This is a genomic window from Paenibacillus anseongensis (assembly GCF_009757995.1).
GTDB lineage: Bacteria > Bacillota > Bacilli > Paenibacillales > NBRC-103111 > Paenibacillus_E > Paenibacillus_E chondroitinus.
The window spans coordinates 605,024-624,624 of the sequence record NZ_WSEM01000008.1 but is presented as its reverse complement, the minus strand read 5'-3'; the positions used below and the strand labels follow the sequence as shown (position 1 = coordinate 624,624).

Sequence of the window (19,601 nt, the reverse complement as noted above, 5' to 3'; positions counted from 1 at the left end):
TCGATTGTTCGAGTTTTCTTCCCTTTTTAAGGGGCAAATTTGGGAAAAGGAGGAAATGCCATGCATACGCTCAAGGGAACAAAGTTCTCGATTTTCATCGGGCTGCTGCCCGCGCTTGTCATTTATTTAGGCATCGCCGTCGTACCGATCGGTTTGTCGCTGTACTACTCTGCCATGAACTGGGATGGTATTTCGCCCATGACGTTCATCGGGCTTGATAATTTCATCGAAATTATGAAAGATCCGATTTTTTGGAATTCGCTCAAAAACAATATTTTCATTATGATTGCGGGTATCGTAGGAACGATCCCATTCGGGCTGCTTCTGGCGCTGCTGCTCAATAAGAAACTGAAAGGTTCCGGTTTCTTCCGCACGGTTGGCTTTCTACCGGTTGTCATCTCTTCCGTTATCGTTTCTTTGATTTGGGGAATGATCTATAATACGGAATACGGCATGCTCAATTCCGTTCTCGGACTCTTTGGCTTGGACAGCTTGAAGCAAAACTGGCTTGGAAGCACCGAGTGGTCCATGCTGTCGATCAGCATCACTTATATATGGCAAAACTGCGGTTTGTATATGGTCATCTTGCTTGCCGCATTGCAAAATATACCGGCCGAAGTCAACGAGGCTGCTCATATGGACGGGGCTACTGGCCTGAAGAAAACATTTCTCATCACGATTCCAATGATTCGGGATACGCTTGTCGTCGCTATTGTGTACAGTATCAGCGGTTCTTTCCGTGTCTTCGACCTGATTCAGGTCATGACCGGCGGTGGACCGGCTCATTATACAGAAGTCATGACGATCTACATGTATAACAATGCATTCGTAAACATGCGTTTCGGTTACGGAAGTGCGGTATCCATTCTGATCCTTGTATTCAGCCTGATTGTCGTCACTGTCGTGAATAAATTAGGCATGGAAAAAAAGAGATGAAGAAGGAGGAGTTGAAGCCGAATGGAACGGATAGGAAAAATCAAGCATTTCATCATTTACGCGTTTTTAATATTGTTTGCCGTTATTAATCTATTGCCGCTTTTTTGGATGGTAGTCGATTCCTTCAAGAGTGAGCAGGAGTATGCTGCAAACCCGTTCTCACTGCCGACCGTACTGCACTTCAGCAATTATGCGAAGGCGTGGGAAGTCGCGAATATGGGGACGTATTACAAAAACAGCATCATCATTACAGCTGTCTCCGTTATTGTCACGGTTTTGCTCGGAGCGTTGGCCTCTTATTTTTTATCCCGGTTTGAGTTTAAGCTGCGGGGAATCACTTACGGAATTTTCTTGCTCGGCATGTTAATTCCGATTCATGCGACCTTAATACCGATTTTTCATATTATGCAAAAATTGAGGCTGCTCGATACGAGTCTGTCGCTCATTTTGCCGTATACCGCCTTTCATTTATCGCTGACGATCTTTATTCTTGAAGGGTTTATGAGAGGTTTTCCGAAAGATATGGAAGAATCCGCCGTTATGGACGGGTGTGGCGTTTTTCGTATTTTCTGGTACATCATCCTGCCAATTACGAGACCTGCCATGGCAACGGTCATCATATTAAATTTCGTTTATAATTGGAATGAATACTTGTTTGCACTTGTATTGATCAATTCCAGCGAATTGAAAACATTGCCGCTCGGACTTGCTAATTTCGTCGGCATCGAAACGGCGAGCCTTACACTGCAGATGGCTGCGCTCACGATAGCACTGATTCCGATCATCCTTTTCTATTTGATTCTTCAGAAGCAGCTTGTGAACGGCATGACGGCAGGTGCGGTCAAGGGGTAAGCAGGTGCAGATACGGTAACAACCGACTTTGGCCATGAGGAGAAAAGTACAATGCGGGCTCGTTTGTGGAAGTTCGGAAACTTCAGCTTAAAGCGGAAAGCTTTCCTCATATTCTTGCTGTTTGTTACTTTGCCTACATTCGGAGTCGGAGTTCTCGTTCAGCATCAGTTCAGTCGCATCTTGACCCAACAATTCGTTGAATCCACCAAAAGGAGTCTCGATACCGTTACGAATCAGCTGACGGAAGAAACGAAGATGGTGGAGGATATCGCGGATTATATGATATTTAGCCCTGATATCCGCAATTTTTTGCACCCGTCGGGTTTATGGATGACAGGAGAACAGACGGAGCTCTATAAGGAGAATATCGAGGGTTTTCTTACGTTTCAATTAATGTCCAAAAATTATATCAAGTCGATCATGATTCAAGGCTTGAACGAAAATCGGATCCATATGGGGGAGCCGGTCAGCGGGAATGAGAACGAATGGCTTCAGCGCGCAGCGCAGCGCAAAGGCGGTTTGGTCTGGAGCGAAGCATATCCGGTTACAAGTGATTGGTACGGGCCAACGAAGGTCATTTCCTTGTTCCGGATTATCAACTCGTTCGATGAAATTACGCAGCCCCTGGGCAAACTCATTATCCGTCTTGATGCGTCAAGCATCGTGAATTTGCTGAAAAGCGGTATTTTCAAAGAAACCGGAATTATCTTTATTGTGGGCAAAGAGGGGAATTTAATCCTCACTTCGGATGATAAGGTGACCGGCGAGCGGGATACGGACAAGGCGCTGCTCGATACACTGCGCAAGCATGGCGGCGATACGTTCACTTATGAGCTGGACGGAGCCTCTTATCTCACATTTCATCAGTCGATGGAAAATACCGGATGGCAAGTTGTCGCTATGGTTCCGGAGGCTACGATGAACGAAAATACAGCCGGTTTAAAATTTATCATGCTGCTGATTATCGTCGCGACGCTGATCCTCGGGTTAGCAGCGCTGATTGGATTTCACTACACGATCATTCTTCCGATTTTGCGGTTAAAACGGGAAACGGGTCGTGTGAAGCAGGGCGACTTTACGGTCCGAGTACCGATCGAGTCGCACGATGAAATTTCCGAGCTGAACAGGCAGTTTAACGGTATGGTGATGACGATCCAAGAACTCATTGAATATAAGTACAAGCTGGAGCTTAGACAGCGGGAATCCGAACTGAAGCTGCTGCAAAAACAGATGGACCCTCATTTTTTATATAATACCTTAGATATGATTCGCTGGACCGCCCGACTGGAGAAAGCTTCCCGGACAAGCCAGCTTATTGAGATGTTATCCAAGTTTTTTCGCTCCAGCCTGGGCAGGGAACAAGACAGATCAACCATTCAGCAGGAGTTGGAATTCGTTCAATCTTATTTGTTTCTTCAACAGAAGCGCTTAGGCGGCAAGCTGGAGTACTCCCTGCTAGCGGAAGCACATATCGCTGATGCGGCTATTTTGAAGCTGACCATTCAGCCGCTTGTGGAAAACTTTCTGAAGCATGGTCTCGATAGCGGTCAACCACGTAATTTCATTAAAGTGAAATGCTATCAAGTTAATCAGGATATATGGATTGACGTGCAGGATAACGGCAGAGGACTCAGCCACGAGCAGATCGCAGAGATTCGAGAATCGCTCACAAGATCAGGCCATAGTGATCATCGGGGAGCGATGGCGAATATTCACGAGCGTTTGTCTATCGTATTCGGAGCGGGATACGGGTTGGAAATTGTTGCGGCTTCTGTAGAAGGAACCTGGATTCGTTTAATCATTCCTTATGAAGCGCAGAACGGCGGTGAATGGCATGAACGTTAAAATGTTAATTGTCGATGATGAGCCGATTATTTGCGAAGGCTTAAGATACACGATCCCTTGGGAGGAGCTTGGCGTTCAAGTAATCGGGGAGGCATATAACGGAACGGAAGCGCTTCGGCTTGCTGAGGAGCACAAGGTAAATTTGGTGCTGACCGACATCCGGATGAACGGGATGGACGGCTTAGAGCTTGCTGAGCATCTCATGTCAGCCTTGCCTAATGTCCGAATCGTGATTATAAGCGGATACGAGGATTTTGCGTATGCCAGACAGGCGGTTCGACTGGGTGTATCCGATTACTTGCTCAAGCCTGTGGATATAGACGAATTGCTGAGACTCGTCCGCAACATTGTGGCCAAGGTGCGCAAGGAAGCGGAGCAGGTCAATCGTGACAACGAAAACAGAATGATGTGGCTCTCCAATGTCGTTCGAGGCGTCAACTCTTCATACGATTTCTCGAGCGTCATGCCAGCGCTTCAACCGGGGGCTCAATTCCGGATGATTGCTACACAAATGAACCGTTATTACCAATGGTTTTCGGTTACATCATCTGCCGAGCATAAAGCGCTTCAGGAAGCATGGATGACCCATGTTCACCTCTCTTTTGAAAAGCATGCGATTCATTGTTTATCGGTGTTCGATCATACCAATTTACTTTTTACACTATGCGTGGATTCATCGAACCGGCTCGCCACGGAACTTGCGTGGAACGAAGCGATAGATGACATGCTGCAGGCTTGGCAAGGTCCGGAATCGTTGTACGGCAGCATTTCGACGGCCTATGACTCGCTTGCCGATACGGCAGAACACTGTGACGAGGCCAGGCTTCTGCTGAATTATCATGTGTTGGATGAGCAGGCCATACTAACAACGGAATTTAAAGATCAGGCTGACCGTAAGCGAGATGGGGTTCCGGAACATTTTCCTGGCGCTGAAATGGTACAAAATTTGATGCATGCGCTGTTCCGGTATGATCTAGCAGAGATTGAAACGCTGATCTCCGACATCTTCGGATTTTTCCGAAGTCGCGGTTATTTGTTGGACGAAGCGGCTATCGCGTATGGAGAAATCCGCGTTCTGCTACAGCAGCGGCTTAGGGAGAGTGGGATCAAAGATTTGGATGCTTTGAATAGAGCGCCATTGGATTTAGATGCACTTAACTCTTATGTGGCTATAAGTCAGATTGCGAAGGAAGATTTGGCGGCCGTTCTTACATTAATCGAGATGAGCGGAATTTCCAAGCCTTATTGGATTATCGAAAAAGCGAAAAAATATATCCTTGAGCACAACGGGAGCGCATTGAAGGCGGCTGATGTGGCAGCTTGGCTGAAAATTACGCCCAGCTATTTCAGCTATATTTTCAAACAAAGCACTGGAAAAAGCTTCACGGAGTACGTCAACCAGTTTCGTATCGAGCAGGCCAAACAGCTGCTTTTGCAAACGCATGACAAGGTATACGAGATCGCCGACAAAGTGGGCTACAAGGAGTACAAATACTTTGTTTCAATTTTTAAAACGTACACGGGCATGACGCCGACAGAATATCGCGATCTAAATACGACTTGAGCATCGGTTCGCAACTTGCTACTTATGACAAGAAAAGAGTGTGAATTTGGGGATGGAGAAATATAGAAACCCGCAGCTTTCCATCGAAGAACGGGTGGACGATCTGTTGTCGCGCATGACGTTAAAGGAGAAGGTCGGCCAGCTTAATCAGAAGATGTACGGTTGGAATGCCTACAACCGAACGGAACATGGAATCGAATTGACGGATGCGTTCAAGAATGAGGTGGCCTTCGGCGACGGGATGGGTGCATTGTACGGTTTGTTCCGTGCTGATCCTTGGTCCGCAGTCACTTTTGAGAATGGCATTCCGGCAGGCGAAAGCTCGATAATCGCCAATAAGGTGCAGCGGTATGTCATCGAGAATACCCGGCTCGGCATTCCTGTTCTGTTGTCGGAAGAGTGTCCCCACGGCCACCAGGCTTTGGACGGAACACTGCTGCCGGTCAATATCGGCGCGGGATCGACCTGGAATCCTGAGCTGATCGAGCAAGCATACGCTCATGCGGCGGAAGAAATCAGGGCCCGGGGCGCACATCTTGCGCTGGTATCCGCCCTCGACATTTTGCACGAACCGCGCTGGGGGCGGTCGGAGGAATGCTATGGCGAAGATCCATACCATGCTTCGCGCATGACCGAAGCCGTCGTACGGGGCTTGCAAGGCCGGACGCCGGAAGAGCTATCGCGACCGGACAAAGTCGTCGCATTGTTGAAGCACTTAAGCGCGCAAGGCGCTTGCGTTGGTGGACGCAATGCTGGGCCGGCGAATATCGGGGAACGAGAGCTGCGGGAAATTCATCTGCAGGGCATGAAGGCCGGTGTCGAAGCGGGAGCGATGGGGTGTATGGCCGCTTACAACGAAATTGACGGTGTCCCGTGCCATATGAATACGAAGCTGCTGACCGGCATTTTGCGCGAAGAATGGGGTTTTGAGGGCATCGTCATGGCGGACGGAGAAGCCGTGGACCGGCTCGTCCAACAGACGGCCGATTCGGAGTCGGCCGCATCCGCCGCGTTAGCCGCAGGCGTCGATCTCAGCTTGTGGGATACGGCATTCACGACATTAGAGAATGCGGTTACAAAAGGGGTAACGGATGAAGAACGAATCGACCGGGCCGTTCGACGTGTGCTTCGGCTTAAATTTGTGTTGGGTCTGTTTGACCAGCCATTTACCGATGAAACGACGGCTGCACGCGTCATTGGCAACGAAGCGTTCCGCCGTACCAATCTTCAGGTTGCCCGGGAATCGGCCGTTTTACTCAAAAATGAACAGAATCAACTTCCGTTAAGTAAAACGTTGAAACGCATCGCCGTCATCGGACCGAATGCGCATCAACTCTATAACCAGCTCGGCGATTATACATCCACACAGCGGGAAGGCAAAGGAACCACGGTGCTGGAAGGCATCCGCATGGCCGCTGGAAGCGAGACGGAGGTCGTCTACGCGAAAGGCTGCGGCATTCGCGACGAGTCTACAGCCGGATTCGCAGAGGCGGTCAACGCCGCTAAAGATTCGGATGTGGCCGTTCTCGTATTGGGAGGAAGCAGCGCCCGCCGTTTCGATCAGGGGTTTGATACGAATGGGGCGGCGATTATTACGGCAGGCAATCCGTCCGAGATGGACTGCGGGGAAGGCGTTGACCTGTCCGATCTACGGCTTGGAGGCGTGCAGGAGCAGCTTGTGAAGGAGATCGCCGCGACGGGAACGCCGGTCATCGCCGTTTTGATCCAGGGACGGCCGCATGCGCTAACCGGCATCGTCGATGCTTGTGATGCCATTCTTTGCGGCTGGTATCCGGGCCAGGAAGGCGGACAGGCGATCGGCGAAATCTTGTTCGGAGATGTCAATCCGAGCGGCCGGTTGGCTGTATCGCTACCGCGGTCAACCGCGCAGCTGCCGGTATATTACAACCAGAAGGATCCCGGTCGAAAGCGCGTTTATCGCGATATGACCTCCGACCCGCTGTACCCGTTCGGATATGGCCTCAGCTACACGACGTTTGATTACGGACAACCTCGCCTTCTTCAAACGAACATCTCTACAGCAGAATTGGAGAACAGGCGTTCTGTTGTTGTCGAGGTTGACATCGAAAATACAGGTGCAATGAGGGGAGCTGAAGTTGTTCAGCTCTACATCAAAGACATGGAAGCGAGCGTTACCCGGCGTATCATTGAATGCAAAGGATTCCAGAAAGTGGAGCTGGAGCCCGGTGAGCGGAAGACCGTAATCTTCCGTCTTGGTTTCGAGGAATTGGCCATCTGGGATTCGGGAATGGAATTCAAAGTAGAGCCGGGAAATGTGAAAATCATGGTCGGCAGCAATTCGCAGCATACGGCCGAAACGATGCTTCACATCACACGTTAGTTTTCCGGACAGCATCCATAAAAATCTGGATATTTTCTAAACTTTCACGGATATGAGGCGTTCACTGGACAGTTATATAATGAGGTGAACGGCAAGACACAATGGATAACAGATAATTCATAATCAGGAGGCACCACCATGAAAATCACAAGACATCCCGCTAACCCAATCGTGGTTCCGGGCATATACGACTGGCGTAAAGTGACGGTCTTTAATCCAGCTGTCATTATCGACAACGACAAGTTCTACATGATTGAACGTACGGCAGAATCTTTGACGCCTTGCAAAAACTTTCTAGGACTCTTGGAAAGTGAAGACGGCGTTAATTTCCGCCATGTGGTGGACCAACCGATCGTTACGCCGGACATGCTCGGATTTCCGTACGGCAGCGTACAGGACCCGCGTGTCGTTAAGATTGACGATACGTTTTACTTGAACTATGCGTTGCGACCTTGCGCGATGAGCTACTATCCGACCGGAGCCGGCATTCCGGAACGTTCAGTTCCAACATATCCGGACGGTTGGGGAGAGAAGCCGGAGCACTGGCTGACCCGTTCCGGAATCATGACGTCGAAGGATCTCATTAACTGGGAGTACCTGTGTGATACCACTCCGCTTGATATAAATGACCGGGACAACATCCTGTTCCCTGAGAAAATTAACGGCAAGTACGTGCTGCTGCGCCGTCCGGAAGAGTATATCGGCGAGAAGTACGGCACGGAAAAAGCGGCGATGTGGATCACCTATTCCGACAACCTGATCGACTGGGAAGAGCCGAAATTGCTCGCCAAAGCGGAAAACGACGATTGGGAATTCAAGAAAATCGGCGGCTCCACACCTCCGATCAAAACAGATAAAGGCTGGTTGACCCTGTATCATGGTGTTGATAAAGATACCGTGTACAGAGTTGGGGCACTCCTGCTCGATCTAGAGAACCCGGAGAAAATCATTGCCAGAACCCAGAATTTCATCATGGAACCGGAAACGTATTACGAGAAGTTCGGCTTCCAGATTCCAAACGTTATTTTCCCGACGGGCAATGTAGTGAAAGACGGACTTTTATATATTTATTACGGTGTTACGGACACAGCGATCGCTCTTGCGACGGTGCCGCTTGACGAATTGGTTGACTATATTTTGAACGAACCGAAATAATGTTTTTTTGAACTGCTCTTTCAGCGATTTTTTGGCTGGGGGGGCAGTTTTTTATTGGGGCGATTACAAGACTAATTTCCTCAAGTTCATCCGTACATGCACTTCTAGGCACAAACCCACATACACTAATACTAATCTTTAAAGCGGAGGCTTCCGAAGCAACTAAGATCCGCTAACATTGAGGGGGTGGCTGGAATGCCTGGAATTTTCAGTGCAATTGCTGTGTTAATCAAGCAGTTAACATTACTCGTATCCTACGTCAAAAATAACGCGTTTCCACAACCTTTAACGGAAGAAGAAGAAGAAAAGCATCTTAGATTGATGGCCGAAGGCAATGATTATTCAAGGAATAAACTGATTGAACACAATTTACGATTAGTTGCCCATATAGTCAAAAAATTCGATAATACAGGGGAAGATCTAGAGGATTTGATCTCCATCGGAACGATCGGATTGATTAAGGCGATCGAGTCTTTCTCACCGAATAAGGGTACGAAGCTTGCGACTTTTGCGGCTCGCTGTATCGAGAATGAGATCTTGATGCACCTGCGATCGCTTAAGAAAACACGTAAAGATGTGTCCTTGCATGATCCCATCGGAACGGACAAAGAGGGGAATGAAATTACTTTGATCGACATCCTTGGGACAGAGGCCGACGATGTCGTAGATAAAGTGCAGCTCAAGATAGAGAAGAGCAAGATTTATCGGAACTTAGAGATTTTGGATGATCGCGAAAAGGAAGTCGTTGTCGGGCGGTTCGGGTTGGAGCTTGGCGGGGAAGAGCGGACGCAGCGGGAAATTGCGAAGGAGCTGGGCATCAGCCGCAGCTATGTGTCACGAATTGAGAAGCGGGCTCTGATGAAGCTGTATCATGAGTTTTATAAGGCGAAGCGCTAAGGTCGGTCGAGCTTGTCTAATGAATCGCATACTTCATTTATTTGGGATCAGATAATGGAGGCGAAGAGCATGACCTTAATCCATATTGAGCATGTGAGTAAGAGCTATGTGATGGGCGGGGAAACGATTCGTGCGTTGGACGATGTTTCGTTAGATATCGACCACGGCGAGTTCGTGGCGATCATGGGTCCGTCGGGGTCGGGGAAGTCGACGCTGATGAACATTTTGGGCTGCTTGGATGTTGCGGATGATGGGGACTATGTGCTGGACGGGAAGGCCATTAATCGGCTCAAAGATGCACAGTTAGCTGAAATAAGGAACAGGAAGATCGGCTTCGTCTTCCAGAACTTTAACCTGCTGCCACGGCTGAATGCGTATGAAAACGTAGAGCTGCCGCTGATTTACCGGGGCATGAGTAAGCGTGAAAGGGAGCCGCTTGTCATGCAGGCATTGGAAGCGGTTGACTTGGTGGATCGCCGGAAGCATTTGCCTTCGGAGCTGTCCGGTGGACAGCAGCAGCGAGTTGCGATTGCTCGGACATTGGCAGGAAATCCGGCGATAATACTGGCGGATGAACCGACGGGGGCACTGGATTCGAAGACGGGCGTGGAGATTTTGGAGATTTTTAAGAGGTTGAATGAGCAAGGTAGGACAATTGTTTTGATTACGCATGATCTGACGATTGCGCAGCAGGCGAATCGGGTAGTGCATTTTCGGGATGGAAAGTTGAGTGAAGTTGGATAAGATGAGAACCGGGACTCCGTTGGGGTGCCGGTTTTTGATTTATGGACATATACTTACTAACAGTATCAATAGACAAAATGTTAATAATTTTTTTTGTTTTGTGAATATCTCTGAATAAAAACCAGAAATCTAGAACAAAAGAATGCTCTAGATTTCTGGTTTTTTTATAATTGTTTTGTGCTTCAATCTATTACTCTCACTGTTCACATCGAATCAACTTTCGCCCAGAGGGGATGGTGCGAAAGTGACGCCTTACCCAGTCAGTTTAGTGCCTTTGCTTAAGGTAAGGATGGGATGGGACTGCCGCTTGCTCGATCCCACCGCGGAGCGAAATTCCTTCTTCACAAAAAGCGGACTGGAAACCACAATCGTTTCCAGTCCGCTTAGGGAGAAACTGATGACAGCATCACATGCAACCTGCCGGTTCACTCTCGTACGCCAAGCAAAACAGATTTCAGTATGAAATTGCTAGCTAAGAACGACCTCAGACATTATAATTTCTCCTTTATATTCCTCTACTGCAAGTATACCCTTATCATATGAGAGTCCAGTCTGGATATCATGCGAGAAAATAGCATAAATCCAACTTTCGATGAGATAAAACTTTATTGAGATCTTTCGAAGTTGAGCAACCGCGTTCAGAAGTGCCGTTATTATCGGAGAACTCAGGATTTAATAAGCTCTTTTTTCCAAAACTCAATTACAGTATGGTCGGATAATTGCATGGAGGCCCATGAGTTTTTACCTTTAAAGCCTAGATTTTCCATGATTTCCACGATGTGATCCACTTTCGAATTATCTACTCTCAGTTCCATGGATAATGCATTTTTTAAGATGTAGGAGTATTCATTCATTTCATCAACAGTTGTTTGAAAACTAGTCATTTTTTCTTCCCCTTTCCTAGATATGTTCATTCCCACGGATACTTTGTGACCAAATAGTGAGCGAAATTTTTACTTGCTTCTCTTCTGGTTTTACGCATTTCCGCGCGGTGGCTTGCAGTCTCGTATAGCTTTCGTTCCTCTTCGGTTTCTGGCAGGATTCTGGGTACAGGGATTGGATTGTTGCATTCATCAAGTCCAACGAAGGTTAAAAACGAAGTTGCTGCTATATCCCTTTTTCCAGTGCGCAAATCTTCCGTAATAACTTTGACGAAAACTTCTATGGATGTTTTGCCCGTCCAAGTGACGAAGGATTCCAAGGATACATAATCCGTCGGACGGATCGGTTTCAGAAAATCGACGGAGTCCGTAGAAGCCGTCACTGCCGTCACCCGACATAATTTGGAAGCCGTTATAGATGCGATATCGTCGATCAAGGACATGAGCTTACCGCCGAACATCGTGTTGTGGTTATTGACATCCAGCGGAAACACTCTTGAAGTTTTGAAACATCTAGTCTCTCTAACGTATTTCTGTTCCAACATTGTTCCTCCCCATCCATTTTTATTATATAATGCCCTCAGTAAAGAACTTCCATTAATTGATTGTTTACATAGGTCATATCATCAACTCTTCGCCTATCGGATATTCCCATAGTCCCAGTTTTCCCTTCACTGGAATATAGGACTTCAGCAGACGGAAACTCGCTATTTCCCACGCAAAATAACCTGGACTGTAATCACCTAACAGGAAGTCATCCCCCGTCACGACCTTCCCGCAATCCAGAATGGCTGAAGTATGATTAGCGTCGATGACTTGATAACAATTAGTAAGCTCGCAAGTTGCAAGGATAACCCCCGTAGGGAGGTTTTGTTCTGTATAGCCATTCTTGGCGAGTAATGAACGGATGGGTTCATATTTGCAGTCCTGCTTATCGACTTTCTGGCTTGCATGAATGGCCAACTGTCCGCGATACCGGGTCTTCCAGGATCTTGTTTCATAGAGAGTCTCGCCTTGGACAAGCAGAGTCGCCCACGGTTGAATCATGGATAATACTTTCATTCCTCACACTCCATTACTGTTCATAATGAAGTACTATTCCCCAAACATTCTCAGACTTCCATACCCGCATTAAAAAGACGCAATCCCTCCCATCAAAAAGACTGACAAAAAGGAGCGGCTAGCTAAAATGTAGGGAACTTTGTGTCATTAGACAGTCCAGTACATACAATTGCGATAATGTTGGGTGACAAGAACTTTATCTCATTCCCGACGTGGGGCAGGGTAGAGTAGAGGTGATGATATTGTAATCAATGTGGACTATTCGTTGAACTCCCATGAAAATTAAATCTGGAGTATCGGAAAATGGCAGCACTAAATAAGACACTTCCTAATCATTTTTTGAAGCGTCTTGAATATGGTGAAATAGAACTAGGAATTAGCTGCAATTGTTACAGGGTAACCTAAGTTCTCTAGTCTAAGAACGGCATACTTTACAATAGATTGTTGTTTCTGCTTGTCAAAGTAATCCTCGCCTAGATCCACATACATTTCTTTACGAGTTAAAAGATAAAATGCAATCCGTAACATAACCGTTAGTTGTTTTGGCAGATTTCATTTTTCCTGCACTTTCATTATGTCCAGGCACTAATCCAGCCCAAGAGCATAAATGCGCTGCGCTGGGAAACTGTTTTTTTAATATCAGTTCCAATTTCCGCAAGGATTTGTTCTGCCATTCAAGTAGCTATGCCTGGGATTGAATCTAGAAGTTCAACTTCTTCATGAAAAGAGGCTACCCGTTCAGCAACTTCCTTATCAAGCAATTCAACTTGTTCGCTCAAAAAATCAGTGTGAGTTAGAATTGTTTTAATCATAAGACGTTGGTGAGGGTTTACATAGCCTTGAAGAGCAAGTTCGAGTTCGTCCTTTTTTCGTTTCAAGGTGCGTCTAGCAAAACTTGCTAGCTTTTCGGGATCATCCTCGCTATCTGCAAAAGCACGCAGCGTTGTCTCGATCTCTCTTCAAAGATGCTGCGGCGGTAAAGCACAAGCTCTTGGAGTTCACGTTGGATTCGATTTGGAATGAAGCTGGCTTTTAGAAGTCCATGGCGGAGAAGTTTAGCGATCCATTCGGAATCCTTAAAATCTGTTTTACGTCCAGGTAATGCCTTCATATGCTGGGCATTGACCAATAAAAATTCAATTCCTTCGGCTTCTAGCAAGTTGACGATTGGTTTCCAAAACACGCCCGTGCTTTCCATTGCAACGTGAGAACATTCATGTTGTTTAATCCAGTCGATGAGTTGTAATAGATCCACTGTTTTCGTAGAAAACGTTTGAATCTCCTTTCCTTTAGAAGTAAGAATACAAGCTGTAATGTTATCCTTGTGAATATCCATACCGCATGCACGTTCAATGACAACTTCCACTAAAAAGCATCCTCTCTACGGCTAAATCGGGTAAGAGGCTGGTGCAACAACCAGAGTAGGATTAATCTCCTATGATGCTTCCCAAAAGGGAGCGACAATCTGTGATGCACCGTGATCGCCCAAGTCAGACTAACGGATGGGTTCTAAGGCACCATTGCTCATCGACCTTCCTAGCAGTATTGACGGACTCGTCATCCCATTTTCATCATCTGTGGTGCGGCGCTTGCGCTGCATGTATGGCTAACGGGAGGTTACATTAATGATATAGTGATGGAATTTATTGATTTATTTGGATATTCAATAATAATCTATTGGACATGTGTTATTATGAATACAGGTCCGGGGAAATATTGCCCTAGACTTTTTTATTTGTATCTCTATTATTACTTGGTCAGCTCCATTAAGATAAAGGACAGTTATCTTCAAAATGTATGGTAAATATGGTGAATGCACCAATACAGTCCGCTATTAAGTCAATTCTTTAAATTTATTTCTTCTACTGGAGTAATGAGCAAGTAAATAAATGATGAATTGAATTGGGACTGAGTAGCTAAATTTCCAAATTTGCGGCTCATAAATCTTAAGCCATGTGATAAATGGTTCTGCAACGTACGAAGTAAGAAGTGCAAAAAATATTGCTTTAAGGTAAAGATTAGTTTTAGGTTTTATCTGTATAAGAAACATTACCGAAACTGGCATTAGAGTTATATCCCATGGAAAATAAGTTGGAAGTACTGGAATTACATTAAATCTATAATGCCAGAATCCTAACTGATCCCCAAGAATGTCGAGAACGAGTGAGATAACTATGACGAAATATCCAACGTATAGAATTCTGTCAGTACTATGTTTATCACGTAAGAAAATCCAAAGTATCCAAGGAAAAATGGATAAGAATACGCCGAACCACCATAAACCTGAAAAGAGAACGTAGGTTTGCCAAATTTGTACTCTTTCATGAATCAATGTTTGAACTTGATTAACATTAGCGTCAATAAGTTCAATAATTTGTTGTTTTTCCATTAACTAACACCCCTTTACGGAGTTATTATTTTCAGGGTAGCGATATTGTTATACACAATGAAGTAATTAAACGGAAATAGAATTCTTTCTTGGGATTAGGCTAACGGGGCACGAGAGTTAAGTGAATGTAACATAATTGAAATCTTGCATTCATGTGATATTAATGAATTAAGCCTATAATAAAACTCGACCCCCCTTTTAAATATAAACCTTAGACCCTCAGCCCGATGCTGTGGGTCTCTTTTTGTGCGCCACGCATGGCGGTTAACTAGGTGGTGAAAGTCCACTATGGGGGTTTGTAGTTACCAACAATTAGCCAAGAGCAAGGGTGTCCACCGTGAGGTAGAATCTGAAGGAAGCTGGAGGCAAAACTCCGACCCAAGGAACACGAACATGATCAGGCATACGGTATGGGATAAGTTTGCAAAACAAAACGAAGTCCAATCGAGGAGTGCACACGATGCGATCAAGAAAAGCCAGAACAATATAGGTGAAGGGTACAAATATGTAGTGGATATGGACCTAGAGAAATACTTCGATACGGTGAATCAAAGTAAACTCGTCGAGGTATTATCTAGAACCATCAAAGATGGACGAGTCATCTCGCTCATACACAAGTACTTGAAATCGGTCGTCATTGTGAAGCAGCAATTTGAGGAAACGGAAATCGGCGTGCCGCAAGGTGGTAACTTAAGTCCAATTCTTAGCAATATCATGCTGAATAAAATGGATAAAGAGCTGGTGAGAAGAGGACATAAATTCGTACGATACGCGGACGATCTTCTTAGTAGTGGATGAGGCGAAAAGGATTAAATTTCTTGGGTTTTCGTTCTACCGAAACAGAGGAAAAGTAAAAAAGTAAGAGTCAGAGTACATCCGAAATCTATAGCAAAGATGAAAGCGAAAATAAAGGCGCTTACGTCAAGAAGCAATGGAATGGGAAATACGGCCCGAGCAGAAAACATGAAACGTTATATGTTGGGATGGATAAATTATTTCAAAATACCGGACATGAAGAAACTTCTCCAAATAACGGACGAATGGATGAGAAGACGGATTCGCATGATTTACTGGAAGCAATGGAAACGGGTCAAAACAAGATTCAATATGTTGCAAACACTCGGAGTACAGGTCCAGAAAGGATGGGAATTTGCAAACACAAGAAAGAGCTATTGGAGAACCTCCAAAAGCCCAATCCTCGATAAATCCCTCGGAAAAAAGACGATCAAAAGCCTAGGATTCCCTTTCTTTTCAGATTATTATCGACAAGTAACTGCATGAACTAAGGAACCGCCGAATACCGAACGGTACGTACGGTGGTGTGGGAGGTCGGCTACTCAACTAATGGGTAGCCGCCTACCCGATTGCTATTCAACTATAGGGCAGATTACATATCGTGAGAACAGGTTAATGCGGGCAACCACCAAGCAATCTAATTTATATTCATACGGTTGTGACAATTCCAATTAATACATAATAAACTCGAACTCTTGGAAATCTAAGAATAAACTGCATAACCATGATAGGAGACAAACGTAATGAGCGAAAATAAAGAAGTATTGGAAAAGAAACATGATATTCGTTTAACTTCTGGTGAACTCACCCCCCTATGGGCAGGTTATCAAGGCGATAGTATGGCAAATTGTGTGCTCAAATACTTTCTGAATAAAGTTGAAGACGCGGAAGTAAAACCAATCGTTGAGTATGCACTTGGATTGACAGAGGAACATATGGAATTTAAAAATTCATTATTTAAAAATGAAAAGTTCCCTATTCCTCTAGCCTTTACTGATAATGATGTTAACATTAACGCTCCAAGATTATTTTCGGATTGTTTTATGCTTTTGTATTTAAGAAATATGGGTATTGCTGGTACAGTAACTTATTCAATGGCATTAGCTAGCAGTTCTAGACAAGATATACGCGCGTTCTTTAATCATAATTTGAAGACTGCAGCTGAACTGCTAGAAAAAGCAACAACTACCCTGCAATCAAAAGGGTTACTTCCAAGAAGTCCTTATATTCCGTATCCTGATTCTGTTGAGTTTGTACAAAAAGAAGGCTGGTTAAATGGGGTATTAGGTGATCGGAGACCCATTAATGGTTCAGAAATAACACAGTTGTTTTTAAACATAATGACTAACTGCGTAGGCCAAGCATTGATGCTAGGTTTTTCTCAAGTAGCAAGAACAAAGGAGGTAGTCGAATATATTTTGCGCGGCAGAGATATTTCCGCTAAACACATTGAAGTATTTAGCTCTGTATTACGCGATGACAAATTGCCAGCACCTATGACTTGGGAAACAGACATATCCAATTCGAAAGAAGCACCATTTTCCGAAAAGCTTATGCTATATCATACGGTCTTCCTCTCAACATTAGGTTTAGGGAATTATGGAGCAGCTCTTGCAACGAGCACAAGGAGAGATTTAGCAACTTTGTATCTGCGGCTTATAGCAGAAATAGGAACATTTGCAGATGACGGTGCCGAACTCTTGATAAAAAATAAATGGATGGAAAAGATGCCTGGTGCCATAGAACGTAATGCTCTTTTATCCATGTAAACGTGATTCATATGGTTAGGGGTCAGAAGTTGGAAAGACTTTTGTGGAGCATTGCATTTCCCGGTTTTGGCCAATTATTGAATAGGAAGTATATTAAGGGTGTCTTACTAATTGCACTAGAAGTAATAATCAATCTACAATCTCATTTAAATAAAGTGATACAATGTAGTTTTACCGGGGACATTGGAGGAGCTATTGCGGAGACTGATTATCAATGGCTCATGTTTTACCCTTGCGTTTACATGTTTGGAATTTGGGACGCTTACCGTGATGCGGACGATGAACAAAAACCATTCGCCTTTCTTCCCTTCGTATTTGCTGCCTTTTTTGCAACTGCTGGCTTGATATTTTCCCCCTATTTGTTAGGACCGGTGTGGCTAGCGTTAATCTTCTGTTTTATTGGTGTAGGAGTAGGCATTTTTCTCAGAAAAATGATCAGCCATTAAGGGATACAACGGGGAACGATAGCTTAATAAGCAGGGAGCAGACCGCCACGCGGCGGCTGCTCCCTGGTTTCGTTTAAAGTAACGGAAGTTTTGCGTGAATTAATTAATTTCTCGGAAAATCTATAATTCATAAAATAATTAGCTAATTACTAAAGTTTTTATCCTTTGTAAGTTTTTCTTTATCCATTGTACTAGCTAATGCTGAAGTTGATGACGGTGCTGAACTCTTGATAAAGTATAAATGGATGCAAAAGATGCCTGATGCGGTAGAACGTGATGCGCTTTTATCCATGTGAACGGTGATTCATATGGTTAGGGGACAGAAGTTAGAAAGGCTTTTGTGGAGCATTTCATTTCCCGGTCTTGGCCAATTATTGAATAGGAAATATATTAAGGGAGTCTTATTAATTGCACTAGAAGTAATAATCAACCTACAATCTCATTTAAATAAAATGATACAAAGAAGTTTTACGGGGGACGTCGGAAGAGCTATTGCGGAGACGGATTATCAGTGGCTTATGTATTACCCTTGCGTTTATATGTTTGGAATTTGGGACGCTAACCGTGATGCGGACGATGAACTAAAACCATTCGCCTTTCTTCCTTTTGTATTTGCTTCATTTTCTGCAACTGCTGGCTTGATATATTCTCCCTATTTGTTAGGGCCGGTGTGGCTAGCATTAATTTTTTGTTTTTTTGGTGTAGGAGTAGGGATTTATCTCGGAAAAATGATCAGCAATTAGGGTACTTGTCATTGAGCTAGCGGGGAACGATTGCGTAATAAGCAGGGAGCAGCCAACCACACGGCAACTGCTCCCTGCTTTCGTTAAGGGACGGGCAGATTACTTTAACATTTTCCAATTTATGCAATAGTGATTTTTGATTTGCTATGAGGACAATCGAAAGTATAAAAATTATGAATTGTAAACTTATAACGATGCGCTATACTAGGGATTGAGTGACGTTTCCAATAAAAATGTGAGGAGATGTTTACAAATGAAAATAGCTATTATTTGCTTTGATGATTTTACGGATCTTGATGTGTTCCTGCCTTGGGATTTGTTGAATAGAGTACGATTGGTCGGTGGTATCGCCGATTGGGAAGTAAAACTGCTTGGGACCGCACCAACGCATGTGTCTATGGCGGGATTAAGAATCCCCATGCATGGGATGGTTGAGGAGGCGAACACATTTGATGCCATTCTGTTCGCAAGCGGGAGAGGGGTGCAACCCTTGTTCAAGGACCCGGCTTATCTAAGTCGATTTCAACTTACACCGGATCGGCAATTGATTGGATCCATGTGTTCGGGTGCTTTGCTCCTGGGAGCTTTCGGTTTCTTGACAGGGAAGCGCGCTACCACTTACCCGACTGTAGCTTCACAGTTAATCGCATTTGGCGTGGAGGTCGTTAATGAGAGTTTTGTAAATAACGGTAACATCAGCACGGCTGCTGGGTGTTTGGCTGGACAAGAGTTGTCTGCTTGGGTAATTGATTCTTTGATGGGGAATGAAATGACCCAGCGCGTTCTGGAGACGGTTCAGCCTGTCGGCCAGGGGCTTGAGATTGTTATGTAATTGTGAAATAACGGGAATAACCGCCTATTGACGGTTATTCCCGTTATTTATAAATAGAGTATTATGGATCGCTCTAAGTATGGATAGCTATGTATTATTAATCACTTCAGTTTCTGGTTGATCTAAATGACAAGGGAGCTGATTTATAACGCTGGCTTGAAGCGGAGACGCGTTACGAACGGGCAGAATAGTTCAAATAATTCAATTCTACAGAATGCTGCGAGGATTGAGTATTTTAAAATCACAAATCAGACGTTATCTGCAAGATTGGCAACATAAGAATACCTATAGAGAAGGGGAGACGTGAGAGCAGAGATCCACAGAGTGCG

General features: G+C 45.0%; 18 protein-coding genes and 1 pseudogene. 14 read left to right on the top strand and 5 right to left on the bottom strand.

Features of this window, described 5'->3' with window-relative positions; genetic code table 11:
- Positions 1 to 60: 60 nt before the first annotated feature.
- From GON05_RS10460 to GON05_RS10425, 8 genes are all read left to right on the top strand, one after another.
- Positions 61 to 936: a carbohydrate ABC transporter permease gene (locus tag GON05_RS10460; RefSeq protein WP_157319076.1), complete on the top strand. Its 876-nt coding sequence runs from the start codon at positions 61 to 63 to the stop codon at positions 934 to 936.
- 21 nt (positions 937 to 957) lie between these two features.
- Positions 958 to 1,788, top strand: coding sequence for a carbohydrate ABC transporter permease (locus tag GON05_RS10455; protein ID WP_157319075.1), 831 nt, complete (start codon positions 958 to 960; stop codon positions 1,786 to 1,788).
- Between the two features lie 51 nt (positions 1,789 to 1,839).
- Positions 1,840 to 3,633, top strand: a complete 1,794-nt coding sequence (locus GON05_RS10450; protein WP_157319074.1) for a cache domain-containing sensor histidine kinase — start codon at positions 1,840 to 1,842, stop codon at positions 3,631 to 3,633.
- Positions 3,596 to 5,197: a response regulator transcription factor gene (locus GON05_RS10445; RefSeq protein WP_157319073.1), complete on the top strand. Its 1,602-nt coding sequence runs from the start codon at positions 3,596 to 3,598 to the stop codon at positions 5,195 to 5,197. Before GON05_RS10450 ends, GON05_RS10445 begins: the two co-directional genes overlap by 38 nt.
- 52 nt (positions 5,198 to 5,249) lie before the next feature.
- On the top strand, positions 5,250 to 7,559 hold the full coding sequence (locus GON05_RS10440) for a glycoside hydrolase family 3 N-terminal domain-containing protein (RefSeq protein WP_157319072.1): 2,310 nt from the start codon (positions 5,250 to 5,252) through the stop codon (positions 7,557 to 7,559).
- 138 nt (positions 7,560 to 7,697) lie between these two features.
- Positions 7,698 to 8,714, top strand: coding sequence for a glycoside hydrolase family 130 protein (locus tag GON05_RS10435; protein WP_157319071.1), 1,017 nt, complete (start codon positions 7,698 to 7,700; stop codon positions 8,712 to 8,714).
- Between the two features lie 195 nt (positions 8,715 to 8,909).
- Entirely contained in the window at positions 8,910 to 9,611 is a 702-nt protein-coding gene (gene sigK / locus GON05_RS10430; RefSeq protein ID WP_127452517.1) for an RNA polymerase sporulation sigma factor SigK, read from the top strand.
- A gap of 69 nt (positions 9,612 to 9,680) precedes the next feature.
- Positions 9,681 to 10,355 (top strand): ABC transporter ATP-binding protein, encoded by a 675-nt coding sequence (locus GON05_RS10425; protein ID WP_220138841.1) that lies wholly within the window; start codon positions 9,681 to 9,683, stop codon positions 10,353 to 10,355.
- Positions 10,356 to 11,020: 665 nt separating this feature from the next.
- On the opposite strand, the gene GON05_RS10415 is transcribed toward GON05_RS10425, so the two are convergent.
- The 5 genes and pseudogenes from GON05_RS10415 to GON05_RS10395 all read right to left on the bottom strand — a co-directional run bounded on the left by GON05_RS10415 (position 11,021) and on the right by GON05_RS10395 (position 14,687).
- Complete coding sequence (locus GON05_RS10415; protein WP_157319068.1) at positions 11,021 to 11,239, bottom strand: hypothetical protein; 219 nt, start codon at positions 11,237 to 11,239, stop codon at positions 11,021 to 11,023.
- 26 nt (positions 11,240 to 11,265) lie between these two features.
- Positions 11,266 to 11,778 (bottom strand): acyl-CoA thioesterase, encoded by a 513-nt coding sequence (locus GON05_RS10410; RefSeq protein ID WP_028554763.1) that lies wholly within the window; start codon positions 11,776 to 11,778, stop codon positions 11,266 to 11,268.
- 76 nt (positions 11,779 to 11,854) lie between these two features.
- Positions 11,855 to 12,298, bottom strand: a complete 444-nt coding sequence (locus GON05_RS10405; protein ID WP_157319067.1) for an ASCH domain-containing protein — start codon at positions 12,296 to 12,298, stop codon at positions 11,855 to 11,857.
- Positions 12,299 to 12,667: 369 nt separating this feature from the next.
- Positions 12,668 to 13,664 (bottom strand): annotated as a pseudogene (locus GON05_RS40070) (IS110 family RNA-guided transposase).
- 468 nt (positions 13,665 to 14,132) lie between these two features.
- Complete coding sequence (locus tag GON05_RS10395; protein ID WP_157319066.1) at positions 14,133 to 14,687, bottom strand: CBO0543 family protein; 555 nt, start codon at positions 14,685 to 14,687, stop codon at positions 14,133 to 14,135.
- Between the two features lie 288 nt (positions 14,688 to 14,975).
- Between GON05_RS10395 and GON05_RS10390 the strand changes: the two genes are divergently transcribed.
- The 6 genes from GON05_RS10390 to GON05_RS10365 all read left to right on the top strand — a co-directional run bounded on the left by GON05_RS10390 (position 14,976) and on the right by GON05_RS10365 (position 19,272).
- Positions 14,976 to 15,485, top strand: a complete 510-nt coding sequence (locus tag GON05_RS10390; protein WP_220138840.1) for a reverse transcriptase domain-containing protein — start codon at positions 14,976 to 14,978, stop codon at positions 15,483 to 15,485.
- A gap of 96 nt (positions 15,486 to 15,581) precedes the next feature.
- A complete protein-coding gene (locus GON05_RS40065; RefSeq protein WP_157319065.1) occupies positions 15,582 to 15,968 on the top strand; it encodes a group II intron maturase-specific domain-containing protein in 387 nt (128 codons plus the stop codon).
- A gap of 257 nt (positions 15,969 to 16,225) precedes the next feature.
- Positions 16,226 to 17,251, top strand: a complete 1,026-nt coding sequence (locus tag GON05_RS10380) for a DUF3231 family protein (RefSeq protein ID WP_157319064.1) — start codon at positions 16,226 to 16,228, stop codon at positions 17,249 to 17,251.
- Positions 17,252 to 17,280: 29 nt separating this feature from the next.
- Positions 17,281 to 17,697 carry a hypothetical protein gene (locus GON05_RS10375; protein ID WP_309491793.1) on the top strand — a complete coding sequence of 139 codons (417 nt, stop codon included), beginning with the start codon at positions 17,281 to 17,283 and terminating at the stop codon, positions 17,695 to 17,697.
- Between the two features lie 308 nt (positions 17,698 to 18,005).
- Positions 18,006 to 18,440 carry a hypothetical protein gene (locus GON05_RS10370; RefSeq protein ID WP_157319308.1) on the top strand — a complete coding sequence of 145 codons (435 nt, stop codon included), beginning with the start codon at positions 18,006 to 18,008 and terminating at the stop codon, positions 18,438 to 18,440.
- Between the two features lie 253 nt (positions 18,441 to 18,693).
- Positions 18,694 to 19,272, top strand: coding sequence for a DJ-1/PfpI family protein (locus GON05_RS10365; RefSeq protein ID WP_157319063.1), 579 nt, complete (start codon positions 18,694 to 18,696; stop codon positions 19,270 to 19,272).
- The last annotated feature ends 329 nt before the right edge of the window (positions 19,273 to 19,601 follow it).